This is a genomic window from Phycisphaerae bacterium (assembly GCA_012729815.1).
GTDB lineage: Bacteria > Planctomycetota > Phycisphaerae > JAAYCJ01 > JAAYCJ01 > JAAYCJ01.
In genome coordinates this window covers 13,161-26,324 of sequence record JAAYCJ010000089.1, presented here as the reverse complement: position 1 = coordinate 26,324, position 13,164 = coordinate 13,161, and the positions used below count along the sequence as shown (strand labels likewise).

The following is a 13,164-nucleotide window of genomic DNA, read 5'->3' as shown; positions in this document are numbered from 1 at the left end:
CACCCCGGTTCATCGCCGGTCGGTGGCCTGCTCCCAGTCGGGCCAGTGCTCATCGACCAGAATGGGCACCGCCTGGGCGTAGAACTTCTGTGCCAGTTCCTTGGCCTGCTCGGCTGTGGGTTGCTTCGCTCCGCTGAAAGCCAACTCGACCTTGCTGAAATAGGCATACTTGGTCCGCAGGTCGGCCAGCCGCAGGCGAACCGCCGTCCGCTCGCAGGCATAGCCGCCGTTCACCGCGAAGAAATAGAGCACCGGCCGCTGCAGAACGGCGAAGGTGTCGGTCCGCTCCAGGACCAGCAGACGCACCGGAAGCCGGTCCTCGTCAGCCCCGATACCGGGCACGATCATCTCGAAATTCTCGGTGTTCTTCGTCTGGTGCCCAGCTCCCACATAGCACACGTCGGGCACGTGAGGCACCTGGTCGGGGTCGCCCGTGTAGTACGTCACGAAAAAGTGGACGTATCGGCCCGGCGCCTGCTCGTCGCCGATCGACGTATCCTCAAAGATCAGTTGCACGTAGTCTTGGGTTCCCAGTTCCGCTTCCATCTCCGGCTTGAGCTCGACTCGCTGCACGAACTTGTACGAGCCCATCTTCGTCGCGTCGAACTCCGCCAGGCTTTTGCGAAGGGGAATGGGCAGCTTGCGAAAGTGCAACTGCAATCTCTCGGCGGCGGCGTGAACGCTGACCGCGGCCGCGGCCAGCACGATCGCGCCCGCCAGGAACCCGCGATCCTTCAGCAGGCCCTGAATAATGCCTCTCGGGGGGTCAATGGAAAGTCTATTCATCGATCGCCGTCTCCTCGATCCCCTCCTCGATGTACAGGCTGTTCAACAGGCCCGCAATGCCCCAGTACATCAAGAACGCTACCGGCAGCATTGCCAGTCCGAGGGCCTCATGGAAGGTTCCCTCCGCGTATTTCGGGTCGACCATGATGTACAGAACGCCCGTGACCGTTACCCGCGTGAAATTGCAGAACAGGGCGATCGGCAGGGTCGAGGCCACCAGCACCAGGCGGTGCCAGGTGGGGCGGTCCGAAAGGTACGCCATGGCCACCCCCAACGCCACAAAGGCCATCATCAACCGCATGCCCGCGCATGCCTCAGCCACGTTCAACTGGTGCATCTGGCCCTGATAGAATGCCTCGACAACCACCCCGTGCGCCTCCGCCTCGATCCCCGGAATCATGTTCAGCACGAGGGCCGATACGTCCGAAGCCCACTGCCGCATCGGCATGGTCAACGCCACGTACATCCGTGTCGGCAAGGGAACCGCAAAGAACAGGTACAGGATCGGCAGCCACACGATCTTGAGCACGGACCATCCGCAGTTCAGCAGCACCAGGCCCAGCATCGTGCCCAACACCGCCAACTGCTGGGGGTAACCCATCTTCAGCGGATAGATGCTGGCCATAAGGCCGATGATGGACGCCACAACCAGCGCCAGGCCCAGCCAGTTCGTGCGGAAGTCGGCCTGGGCCAGCCGATCGCGACGCTGGTGCAGAAAGTACAGACTGAACAGCGGGATCAGAAAACCGTGGGACCAGTCCGGGTCGTCCATCCACGTGTGCACCATCCGGATGAGCTGGTGGCGATAGAGCATGGCCAGGAAGAAGCTCAGCACGGCGATCTTGATCCAACCGGCGGCGGTGATCACCTCAAACCAACCCGGCGTCGTGTCACGACGTCGAACCCGACGCTGACGGCGCCGTCCCGCGACAGCGGGTCCCGTCTCAGCCGCACCAGCCGGATATTCCGAAGAACTGCTATCCGTAGTTGTAACCATGAACGCTAGAGTCCAAATCCAAAGCGAGTCCGTTGTTCTGATCGGCGGCGATCCGTCGGGTTCGTCTGACCCTCGAACGAGTCGATGTCCGCGAAGTTGCGGTCATAGATGAAACCGAACCCGTAGGTCGCCCGGAAGGCGTTCCGCAGCACCGCCAGGAACGGCATCACCGGGTTCGTCCCTACGTTGATGATGTCGTCGGGCTTCAGAAAAACGTCCTGTTCCATGCCCGCGAAGATACGGTCCAGGTTGACCTGAACGATCTGTTCCTGATCGGGACCGATACGCCGGATCAACTCAAGCCGCGTCGGGTCGGCCAGCGGACTGAGCCCCCCGGCGGCTGCGATCGCCTGCCGAAGGCTGACGTCACGGCCGTTGAGGCCGTAGACCCCGGGGCGGTAGATGTTGCCCATGACGTAATACTCGCCCACAAGCGGGGCGGGCACCCAGATCGTGTCCTTGTCCCGTATCACCACGTTGTACCGCGGGTCGCCTTCCTGCAGCCGTTCCAGCGGAATGGCCAGGACACGCTGCGAAGGCATCTGGGCAACCAGCCGCTCCCATATCTCTTCCTCCGGGGTCAGCGGCAACTCCGCCTCGGGCTCCATTCGAGGCTCTCTCTCCAGGGGCGACTCGACAGCCGGTGCGGTCGCCGACTCGGCCGGCAGGGTCGCAGCCGGCGCCGACGCGACGAACTTCCACTCGCCGTTAACCCACACCCAATGACCGGTGGGCGCCTCGGGCTGGGTCTGCGCCACGCTGCTGAAGGCCGGAGGGGGCTGCGGCTCGCTCCGGGGTGCCGGAACCGGCGGCTCGGGCTTTATCTCGGGTTCGGATCGAAAAACGTAGACCGTCTTGATCGTGGGCTCCCGCACATTGAACGAATCCTGGACGGTGACCCCGCCCGCCGCGGCAAGGGCGTCGATGAGACGGTAATCGGGACGCGGGATAACCTCGCTGCGCGGAACACGCACCGCGCCGAGGATGTTGTACGTCCGCCCCCGGGCCTCCCTGACTAATACCGCAACCTCCGGTTGGGTAAGGATTTGTTGCTCAATCAGGATCTGTTTGAGGTGCTCCTCAAGTTCGAGGGCGGTTAGCCCTGCCGCCCGGATCCGATCCTTGACCTGCGGAATGGTAATGAAGCCGCCGTTGGATATCTGCCGCGTCTGATACCACGGCTGACCGGGAAACATCAGTTCGTAGACGTTCAGGTCGACGAAATCCGCCGCCTGGAGGACATAGTCCGTGGCGGGCACGACTAGATCGTCCGGCGTGGGCTCGCCGCCTTGGAGATAGAGCTCCGGCTCGTCGGCGATGCTGATGCTCCGCCGGAGTTCCTGCGTGACCGCCGGACCCCGAAAACGACCGACCTGGCTGGGGTCCAGCCAGCCGTTGAGCATCGCGTTGCATCCAAGGGACGAACACATCAGCAGGCCGATCAGAGGGAACGCGACTGCGGCAATCTGCCTCTTGAGCACCGATGAATCTCCTGTATTTCGCCGACTGGGTCCAGCCGGGGGGCGGCTCGGAAACCTGCCCATCATACCACAACTACTCACCCTAAATTCTCCCGACAACCCAGGTTACGCTGTCACACTGGCTCGCCTATGGACAGGTGTTAGTTTTATCGGTCTCGCGGAGTGCACGCTTTAGCTCGTTGATGTCCAAGCAGTGATTTTTACAGCGGGTGCAAGGCAACTTCTCGGAACTGCCGCGGAACGCCGACCCGGTCACACTCAGCCCCCCAACTCCACAGACAGGAATAAATCCGAGTTGGAGCGGCGCGGCGGACGATGCCTGCGGTCGTCCGAAATTTTTGCCAAAGCCCGGCTGCTCTCCCATACGAAAATAGAAAGTGGGAGGTTCGTTGTATTATGGACATTATCATCATCGGCGCAGGCGGACATGGTCGCGTGGTCCTGGACATCGTGCGGGCGGCGGGACTCTATCGGCCCGTGGGCTTCATTGACGCCAATCCGCTGCTCCAGGGAGAACGCATCGATGGCCTGAGAGTTATCGGCGATCCGTCGAACCTCGGTCTGCTCAAGGAGCGAGGCATCGAGGGGGCCATCGTGGCGATAGGTGACAATGCCACCCGGCGACGGTACGCCAAGGCAGTTGATCAGTGTGGCATGACCTTAATCAATGCAATTCACCCTTCGGCGAACGTTGCCTCAACCTGCACGGTCGGTAGAAACGTCGTCGTGGCGGCGGGGGCCGTAGCCTGTGCCCACTGCCAGATCGGAGACTCGGCGATCCTGAACACCGCCTGCATCGTGGATCACGAATCGATCGTGGGCCATTCCGCTCACGTCTGTCCCGGGGCCCGTCTGGCCGGCCGGGTGATCGTCGAGCCGGGGGCCTTCGTAGGGATCGGGGCGACCGTGATCCAGATGGTCCGGATCGGGGCCGACGCCGTCGTGGGGGCGGGGGCGGTGGTGATCCAGGATGTGCCCGCATCATCCACCGTGGTCGGTGTGCCGGCCCGGATTATCAAACGTCGGCCGTCCGAAGCCGTGAAATTCCCCCTCCAACCGGCGGAAGAACTCCAGGAAGCGACAGTCTAGTCCAGTCGGCCAACAGCGGTCGATGATTGCGCTCTCGCCTATCCCCCGCGGAAATCCGACGGCCTGACCTTCCCCGATGCGCAATCAGCTGCATTTCGAAAGATTTTGTATAGTTATGCAGGGCCGTTCCCCGTTCGGACAGCGGCACCGCCATCCGGCCGTCGGCAATCCAAAAGCGGCGATGCCGGTTGCCGTAATTAACTCGGGCGGCTATACTTGCATTTTACGTTGCGGCAGAAGCAATCCGTCCCGCCTGTGGCGGCAGTCCGCACTAAACGGCCCGAAACCAGCGGTCGATAAGGAGTGGGTACACGTTTACCGGGAGCAGCCGGATGAATTTGAAGAAGCGTCAGGAGTGGGAGAAGATTCGGGAGCAGGGCATGTGGCGGTTCGTCCTGCGCGAGTTTGTGGTCCGGATGGGCCTGTGCGTCGGCGTCTTAACCGCAGCCGGGCGGACCATCCTGACCGACGGTCTGCTGCCGACGCAGAACGTGCTGACCAATCTGGGCCTCGATCTGGCCCTTTGCGTGCCGGTCTTTGCCGCGGTGGGTCTGGCCTATGGGCTCGGCGAGTGGTGCAAGAACGATCAATTGTACACGCTTTCCTGTCCCGAGAATAACCAGCGACGAGGGTTCTAGCGCCAGCCGTCAGGAGGTTTTGGCCGCTTCCTGAGCCGCCGCGATCGTCATCTGAATCGGCTGGCTCAGAGGCAGCTCCACGATGAACGTGGCGCCTCGTCCCGCTTCGCTTTCAAAACGCACGTCTCCGCCAAGCCGTCGGGCCACCGCCTGCACGATGCTCAGCCCAAGTCCGCTGCCGTTGACCTCCCGCTTCTTGGCGTTGCCAGCCCGGAAAAACTCGCGGAAGAGATCCTTCTGGTCTTCCTCGGGAATCCCGATACCGGAGTCGCGGACGGCCAGCACGTATCGTCCGCTGCGAACCCGTCCCTCAACCCGCACCTCGCCCGCGTCGGTGTATTTGATGGCGTTGGAAACCAGGTTCTCCACGATGTCCGGAATGTCCCGCGGATGGGCCAGGACGGTCGGTTGCCCGTCGGGCAGAGCAAGCTGCAGGGCCAGGCCCTTCTCTGCCGCCTGGGCCTCAAACATCCGGCAGACGTCCGCGATGGCCCGATTCAGCTCGATCGGAGCGGGCTGTTCGTGACGGTCCAGCCCCTCGCGAATATGAGTCAGGCGAAGCAGATCGTCCACCAGCGCCATCAGCCCTCGGCATCGCCGGTCGATGCGGTTCACCAGCTCGGGCATCTTGACCAGGCACTGCTGGCTGTCAGCCGGTTCGGCGTAGGCGTGCGCCAGGCTGATGATGGCCGACAGCGGCGAGCGAAGCTGATGGGCGATTACGCGAAGGAATCTCGACTTCTCACGATCCTGCTGACGCAGCGCCTCGTTGGCCGTCTCCAATTCCTCCAGAACGTGCCGCAAGTCGCGGCTGACGCTGCTGGTGAAATACGCGATCAGGTAAAACGTGACGGCCAGCGACAGGACCACCGAGACGATGAAGAACCCGTTGCCCACCAGGCCCTCCGCCGCCGTCTCGAGCGGATAGCCCCTCAGCGGCAGGCGAAGGGCGGGCCACAGCGCCCCGACCAGACCCAGCAGGACGAGCAGCAGCGAGGCAAAGCTCGCCACCGCGAAGGCCTCGACCCGGCTGAGCGTGATCCCCGCGATCGCGATGTGGAACAACATGAACACGCACAGCGGATTCAGCAATCCGCCCGACAGATCCAGGATAACCGCCAGGCACGCCAGGTCGGCCACGATCTGGATGTGGATCAGACGCTTGATCGTCGTGAACGCCCGGTGCGGATCGCTCTGAAGCCACCGGCGGACCCGCGGCAGCCGGCGGTAGAGCATAAAATTGTACAACGCGATCAGCCCCGTCACCGTCAGGATCAGCGTCTGGGCGGCAGGGACCAACTCGACCCGGAAAAAACGATCCACCACCAGCACGGTCACCAGCACCCCGACCACCGCCAACCAACGCAGACGGATCAGCCAGATCACCTCGCCCATCGCCGCATCCACCCCGGCCAGATTGGAGGCTCTTCGCTTCATTCGATGGACCCCGTGAGCCAATTGCCGTATGTATCAAGAATAACCGCAACGCTGCCGGTTGTCCACTGGGAGCTTGGGCGAATCCGCTCAGGTCGCCAGCCGCACGCTCAGCGACGGATCCAGATTGTACTCGATCCGGGCCGTTCCCGCCTGACCGTCGCCCACCCAAAACGCGAACCGCCGCGTCACCACGTACCCGGGCACGACCAGCCGACCGGAAGACGGCAGGCTGATGTCCTCGTGACGATCCAGCATCCGAGGCACGAACACCTCCTCCGCCGCGATCAGATCGGGATTGGTTTCCGGATAACCGTGAATCCAGCGGTGTTTGTCCCCTTCGCGACTGACGTGGCAGTGAACGCTTTCGTTACCCGCGTGGCGAGCGGCTTCGGCGAACCGCTCGTTCATCGAACCCGGACAGTCCCGCTCGCCCTCATCCCAGAAAATGTGGACTTCGGTCCGGACGCAATTGCCCGCCGCCAGGACCGAGTTGCGGGCCTGGTACTTCTCGGGCAAGGCGTCCGGGCCGCCGCCGATCCACTTCTCCATCGTCCGGCAGCAATCGACCCGCGCGCGGCTGCGATGCCAGAACGCGTAATCGGCGATCCCGAAAAAAGCCGCTGCGACCTGAAACCGGTCGGGAAACTTCGTGATCGCCGAGAACACGTTGCCCCCTCCGCCACTGTAGCCGACAATGCTGCAGCGGTTCCGATCGACGCCATCGCCAAGCCGGTCGGCCGTGGCATCGAGGGCGTCCATGATGTCATGAATTTCGACCGCTCCGGAGTCCGGCGCCCCAGCCGACTCGCCCCGGCCCCGCATATCCACCGCCACCGCACATAACCCTTTGCTCGCCAGTCGTTTGGCGGTCTCCAGGACGTTCTGCCGCGTCCCGTGAAAGCCCGCCATCACCGCCGCCATCGGCACATTTCTGTCCGCCTTGGGTCGGAAAACCTCCGCGAAAAGCGGTCCCGTCCCATCCACCCGTGAACGAAACTCAATGATTGTTGATTCCGTCATTACCGTAAACCTCAATAAGGCAAGGAGTTATGGTGGCCATTCGAGGCCGCCGGATTATTGTAGTCGCCGCTAATCAAAATCTCACCCAAAACTCGACCGATGTTCTTGAAACGCATGTACATTCACAAGGGCTTGGCACGGATGTCTGACGTGCGTAGAATAGTCATAAGTGGCAAACCGGGCAGAAAGGACGTTCGATGGCTGGATTGGTGCTGGTAGGCATGGTGGTCGGCATTTCGGCGGTGGCGGGAATCCTGATGTACCGTTCGGCCAAGGGCGAGATCGGCTGCGCGTGCGGCTGCAAAGGCTCCGGCGACCATGAAGCCTGCGAGCACGAGCACGCCGGCCACAAACACGACCGCGATTAAGGCCTGGTTCCACCGATGCGATTGCCGCTCGGATCGGCGGCATTTCCCCTGGCGACTCTATCCATCCGCAGCGGTCGCTGAACGCCCTGAAGCGAGCACCTCATCGATGGCCGAACACAGCTCCGCGACCTTGAAAGGCTTGGAGACGTAGCCGTCCATCCCCGCCTCCAGAAACCGCTCGCGGTCCCCTTTGACGGCGGAGGCGGTCACGGCCAGGATCGGAAGGTGCTCCGCGGTGCCTTCTTCACGCTCGCGTATGGCCGCGGTGGCTTCCTGACCGTCCATCTCCGGCATGTGGTTGTCCATCAGGACCAGGTCGAATGGCTCCTTCGCCAGGGCCGCCAACGCCTCGCGACCGTTGCCGACAACGACCACCATATGCCCCATCCGCTGGAGAATACCCCGGATCAGTCTCTGGTTGATCGGGTTGTCCTCCGCCACCAGGATGTGCAGCGGGCGGACGGCGGGTGTGAACGTCGGACGTTTCGCCTCGCCCGTCGGCCCGTCGGCCAACGCAACCGACGGCTGAGCGTCCAGGTGTTTCGACGCCTGGTCCGATAGCTCGAACGGAAGGCGGAAGTAAAAGGTGCTGCCGGTTCCCGAGCGGCTTTCCAACTGCATGCGTCCGCCCATCTTCTGCACGAGTTGGCTGCACAGCGTCAATCCCAGCCCCGTTCCTCCGTATTTGCGGGTCGTGCTCGTGTCCGCCTGCTCGAACGGATGGAACACGCGCTCCTGCTGGTCTTCCGGAATGCCGATGCCCGTGTCCTGGACCCCCAAACGCAAAACCGCCTTGCCTCGCTCCAGCGACTCAAGTTCCACAAACAGCCGTATCCATCCCTCCGTCGTGAACTTCATGGCGTTGCCGATCAGATTGGTCAGCACCTGCCGCAAACGGTTCGGGTCCCCCCGAACGTACCGCGGAACGCCGGGAGCGATCGCGCAGTCCAGCCGCAGGCCTCGCTCGTCGGCGGCCGGAACGAACGGCTTGACGACGTGTTCCAGCGTTTGAACCAGGTCGAAACTGATGTGCTCGATCTCGATCTTGCCCGCCTCGATCTTCGAGAAATCGAGGATGTCATTGACGATATTCAGCAGCGCTTTGCCCGACTCCTGAAGCGTGGCGGCGAACTCCTCCTGCTCCGGCGTCAGTTCCGTATCCTGGAGCAACTGGATCATGCCGATGATCCCGTTGAGGGGAGTGCGAATCTCATGGGACATGTTGGCCAGGAATCGGCTCTTGGCCACGCTCGCCGTTTCCGCCGCCTCCTTCGCCCGGACCAGGTCCTGTTCCGTTTCCTCCATCCGCCGCAGGTGCTCCTGGTGTTCCTGCGTCCGCTGCTCGTGCTCTTCAATCGCGGCGCGGAACGTCCGTTCCAGCGATTGCCGCATCGCCCGGTGCGCCGCCGACAGTTGCCTCAGACGCGCCTCGCATTCGTCATTTCCCTGGCGGACCCGGTGCTGATCGCACGCCAGCCGTCCGCAGGCCAGCAGGGCGCTCCGCAGAGCGGCCAGGCCGATGCCATCGGCCTCCTGCCGTTCGCAGAGGCCACCAAGGAGCAGACCGTCATCCTCGGCCGCCAGTCGTACGACGAACGCCGTCATGGACGCCTTGCCCGCGCCAAAGGGAAAGACGACAAAGCCCGCGTCGGCCAACGGCCTCGTCAAACTTTCAGCCAGTGCCGCCGGCAATTCGAAGTCCTCTGCCGACCAATAGGCCGCCAGGACGCCACCGGTTCGATCGGTCAGGACGATCGCCCGAGGACCGAACCCCTCCAGCATCGCAAAAACCGGTTCGAGTTCCTGCGAGGGCGACATGGGATCCGGATTGACGGAGAAGAGAGTCTCGATCTGTGCCAGGAATTCGTCCATCTGTCTGATTGCCTTACAGTGTGAATAAGTCGCTTCGCCGTCGAATCTCCCGATCCAGGTCTTGGCCCAGCACCACCAGGTCCTCCTTCCCGAACCCCAACGCCCGGATGGCGAAAACCGCGGGCCGAACCAGATTGACTCCCACCGACGTGATGTGCTTCAGCGAGCAGATGTAGTTGGCCAGCTCCACGCAGTGAAGAATCGTCGCGTCCTCGCCCTGGTACGCGCGCGACTGGTGGTGATGGCCGATCGCCGCCTGCACGCACGGCGAGAACTTCCACTGCTCGCCGACCAGCGTGCCAAGGGTCGGATGGTCGAACTCCAGAAAACGAAGCTCATTCTCCGCCAGCGTCTTCTCGACGTCCAGGCCGTCCATCATTCTCCTGAATTGCGAAGGCAGATGCTCGTCTTCCAGAATGATCCCGAAGTCGTGCAGCAGGCCCGCCAGGTACGCGTCCTCGAAATTCGGCAGCTCCTTGCGCATGGCGATCATCCGGGCGCAGACGCCCACGGAAACCATGTGATTCCAGAGACCCGCCTGCGTGTACTGCCCCACGTCCCCTCGGGCGGAAAACAACTGCCGCACCGACGCGGTCATCGCCAGGTTGCGGATTTCATTGAAGCCCAGGTAGCTGATCGCCTGCAGCAGATTGGTGATTCTCACCCGCGGGCAGTACGCAGCCGAGTTGACCGTCCGGAGCACCCGGGCGCTGATGGCCGGATCGGCCTCCAGCACCGCCTTCAGATCCGCCGCGCCCGAACTCGGATCGTTGGCGATCTCGTTGACCCGGATCGCCACGTACGGAAGCGTCGAGACGTCCCGGATCTTCTCCGCGATCGAAAGCGCTGCCGCCGACCGTTCGTCGGCGCCCTGCCCGTCGCTGGAAAGGGACTCTTCGGGATGAACTGCCGCTGCTCCCTTCATGCGAGACATTCCGCCGCCTCCCCACGTTACCTTTGCCCGACCGCTGAATGACCCAAGTTGTGCCCTCGGGCCATAACCTGAATATCGGCATTTGAGTGTTTAATTTTAACAAACGATTGGCGATCTGACCCCTGCTGTGTGCGGCAATTCGACAATAACACAGGGCTGCGCCACTCCACGGATAGGGCAATCACCTGGGGACGGCTGAAAATGGCAGGACATTTGACTGGACAATAGTGCTCCTGATACGCTCAAAAGGTAGACGTTGCGCCATGGGGCTGACCGCCCCTCTGAAGCAAGGAGTGGTCCGCCGATGGCCGAAGCGTCACGTCAAGAAGGCTTGGCGCCGGCTTGGCATCTTGCATACAGAAGTATCGGCCAAATATTCCGAGCTCCGAGCGAGTCCTGACATGAACAACGACCGGCAAAGCCCTTTCACGCCGGATGAGCACACCGTCGCGCTCTATCATTTCGACGAAGGCGCGGGCAACGAAGCACACGACGCCTGCGGCGACCCGGCCCTGACGTTGCGGGCCAGGCACGCCCTCTGGGGTCAGCGCCCGGGCTTTGGCGCCACCGCGCGCTTTGCCCGCCGGACCGATGACGCTAACGTCTTGGTCGGCCCGGTGGGCAACGACAAGCTGCATTTGCGACTCTGCCCGGACCAGTGGACGATCGAGGCCTGGGTGCGGTACACCGGGACGCCGGGCCAGGACGAAGGGAACACCTACGCGAGCATTTGCGCCACGGACGAGGAAGGCCTGAGCCTGCCGGAGGGAGTTCGCGGCGGCTGGACCTTCGCCCTGCTGACCGCCGAACACGGCGAGGGGCTTCGGCCGTGGGGGCGATTCATCGGGCCGTTCTATCGTCCCGGCGGCTCGGTCCAGACCGCCGCCCGGGTCAGCCGCGCCGCCGACGGCTATCGAGGCGAGACGCTCGACGCCATCGCCGACCAGCAGTGGCATCACGTGGCTTGGCAGTTCCGCTACGCCGATCAGCAGCACTTCCTTTTTCTTGACGGACGGCTGATCTGGAAGCTCCAGCGGCCGGGAGGGCGCGAGGTCGTCAATGAGCTGCGAGGAACCTGCATCCCGTTCCTCGTGGGCGGCTTCCTGCACTCGCAGGACCCGCCGTTCTACCTGGGCTACGGCAACTTCCAGGGCGAGATCGACGAGCTGCGAATATCGAGCGTCATGCGCTATCCGGTCGCCGACCGGCTGACCATCGTGCGACGCCGCCTGCCCGAAGCCGTCCTCAATGGCGATTACTCAGTTCGCTTGCTGGCGGATGGCCCGACCCAGCCGGTCGCCTGGCAAATCGCGCACGGCAGCCTGCCCAAAGGGGTCGCGCTCGATACCGGCGATGGAACCGTCCGAGGCGTTCCGTCCGAACTGGCCGATCCGACGCCGGTGCGTATCCGGGCCGTTGATGCCGCCGGCCATGCCGACGAGCACGAATTCTCTCTGCACGTCCGCCGTGGTGAAATCCGTGACGCCGGCCTGCCGCTGGCCTTTGTGGGCTTGGACTACCGGCATCAGTTCGAGTCCCGTTTCCTGGTCGAGCCGGTGCGGTGGAGCTTGAAGGGCGAACCGCTTCCCAGCGGCTTTTCGTTCGACCCGCGAACCGGCATGATCAGCGGAAGCCCTGCGGCGGAGAGCCTGGTCGACCTGGAGGTTCTGGCCCTGGACGCCCGCGGACAGACGGTAAGCAAAACCCTGACGCTGCGGACGGTTTCGGCTGCGCTTCGCCGTATCGAGCCGGATGAGCACACCGTCGTCCTGTACGACTGGCAGGGCCCCAGCGGCAAGTTCTTCCGCGACGTGATGGGTGATGAGTCACTGACCCTGACCTGGACCAACATGTTCGGCGACATCCGCTACCCGCGGCCCGGATGGGGCCGCTACCCCGTCTGCGAGGGCGGTGGCGAGTGGGGTTTTGTCGGTCCTCAGCACAGCGAAAAGCTGGACCTGCGGACCTGCGGCCGCCAGTGGACGGTCGAAGCGTGGGTCCGCCGCGGCGGGCCGATCAACCGCTACGGCCAGCCGTTCGACTTCGGGCACATCTGCGGCACCTTTGACAACACCCGGCGAGGCGTCTGGGAACTGTACCTGGCCTACGACGGTTCGAGCGATGGGGCGATGGCCCCGGGCGCCCACTTCGTCGACGCCAGCGGCGATCAGACCTGGATGGACCTCCACCCGTGGAAACGCCCGGAAGGGACCGTCCTGGAGCGGATTCCCGGCGGGCACATCAAAGACCGGCGGTACCTGGGCATCCGCGACACGCAGTGGCACCACGTCGCCTGGCAATACGCCTTCGCCGAAAACGAGCACCAGTTATTCCTGGACGGCATGCTGATCTGGCGGCTGGCCGACCCGCAGGGCCGCCGCCCGGTCAACACCCGGCAACACGACGCCCAGTTCAGCGTCGCCTCGCGACTGAACGGATACGCCCGCTACGGCGGCCACTTCAACTGGCTGGGCTGGGGCAATTTCTTCGGCCAGATCGGCGAAATCCGGATCTCCAACGTCCGCCGGTACGGGAACTGACG

Annotated in this window: 11 protein-coding genes; 4 read left to right on the top strand and 7 right to left on the bottom strand. The window is 63.4% G+C overall.

Annotated elements, in window-relative coordinates; translation table 11 throughout:
* Positions 1 to 9: 9 nt before the first annotated feature.
* Genes GXY33_06810 through GXY33_06800 form a run of 3 tightly spaced genes read right to left on the bottom strand, consistent with a single transcriptional unit; the run spans position 10 to position 3,264 of the window.
* Positions 10 to 786: an exosortase-associated EpsI family protein gene (locus GXY33_06810; GenBank protein NLX04836.1), complete on the bottom strand. Its 777-nt coding sequence runs from the start codon at positions 784 to 786 to the stop codon at positions 10 to 12.
* Positions 779 to 1,783 (bottom strand): exosortase/archaeosortase family protein, encoded by a 1,005-nt coding sequence (locus GXY33_06805; protein ID NLX04835.1) that lies wholly within the window; start codon positions 1,781 to 1,783, stop codon positions 779 to 781. The genes GXY33_06810 and GXY33_06805 overlap by 8 nt, the downstream gene beginning before the upstream one ends.
* A gap of 5 nt (positions 1,784 to 1,788) precedes the next feature.
* Complete coding sequence (locus tag GXY33_06800) at positions 1,789 to 3,264, bottom strand: hypothetical protein (protein NLX04834.1); 1,476 nt, start codon at positions 3,262 to 3,264, stop codon at positions 1,789 to 1,791.
* 396 nt (positions 3,265 to 3,660) lie between these two features.
* On the opposite strand from GXY33_06800, the gene GXY33_06795 reads away from it, so the two are divergent.
* Positions 3,661 to 4,353: a hypothetical protein gene (locus GXY33_06795; GenBank protein ID NLX04833.1), complete on the top strand. Its 693-nt coding sequence runs from the start codon at positions 3,661 to 3,663 to the stop codon at positions 4,351 to 4,353.
* A 332-nt stretch (positions 4,354 to 4,685) separates the two neighbouring features.
* The gene (locus tag GXY33_06790) at positions 4,686 to 4,991 is read left to right on the top strand and encodes a hypothetical protein (protein ID NLX04832.1); all 306 of its coding nucleotides are present in this window, start codon (positions 4,686 to 4,688) and stop codon (positions 4,989 to 4,991) included.
* Positions 4,992 to 5,000: 9 nt separating this feature from the next.
* Here GXY33_06790 and GXY33_06785 read toward each other — a convergent pair whose 3' ends face one another.
* Together GXY33_06785 and GXY33_06780 are read right to left on the bottom strand one after the other, a co-directional pair.
* On the bottom strand, positions 5,001 to 6,428 hold the full coding sequence (locus GXY33_06785; protein ID NLX04831.1) for a HAMP domain-containing histidine kinase: 1,428 nt from the start codon (positions 6,426 to 6,428) through the stop codon (positions 5,001 to 5,003).
* A gap of 87 nt (positions 6,429 to 6,515) precedes the next feature.
* Positions 6,516 to 7,448 carry a prolyl oligopeptidase family serine peptidase gene (locus tag GXY33_06780; GenBank protein NLX04830.1) on the bottom strand — a complete coding sequence of 311 codons (933 nt, stop codon included), beginning with the start codon at positions 7,446 to 7,448 and terminating at the stop codon, positions 6,516 to 6,518.
* Between the two features lie 197 nt (positions 7,449 to 7,645).
* Here GXY33_06780 and GXY33_06775 point away from each other — a divergent pair, with 197 nt between their 5' ends.
* Positions 7,646 to 7,816, top strand: coding sequence for a hypothetical protein (locus GXY33_06775; GenBank protein ID NLX04829.1), 171 nt, complete (start codon positions 7,646 to 7,648; stop codon positions 7,814 to 7,816).
* 57 nt (positions 7,817 to 7,873) lie between these two features.
* Here the strand turns inward: GXY33_06775 and GXY33_06770 are convergent, their stop codons facing one another.
* A complete protein-coding gene (locus tag GXY33_06770; protein ID NLX04828.1) occupies positions 7,874 to 9,688 on the bottom strand; it encodes a response regulator in 1,815 nt (604 codons plus the stop codon).
* 13 nt (positions 9,689 to 9,701) lie between these two features.
* A complete protein-coding gene (locus tag GXY33_06765) occupies positions 9,702 to 10,622 on the bottom strand; it encodes an HDOD domain-containing protein (GenBank protein ID NLX04827.1) in 921 nt (306 codons plus the stop codon).
* 401 nt (positions 10,623 to 11,023) lie between these two features.
* Between GXY33_06765 and GXY33_06760 the strand changes: the two genes are divergently transcribed.
* Complete coding sequence (locus GXY33_06760) at positions 11,024 to 13,162, top strand: hypothetical protein (GenBank protein ID NLX04826.1); 2,139 nt, start codon at positions 11,024 to 11,026, stop codon at positions 13,160 to 13,162.
* The last annotated feature ends 2 nt before the right edge of the window (positions 13,163 to 13,164 follow it).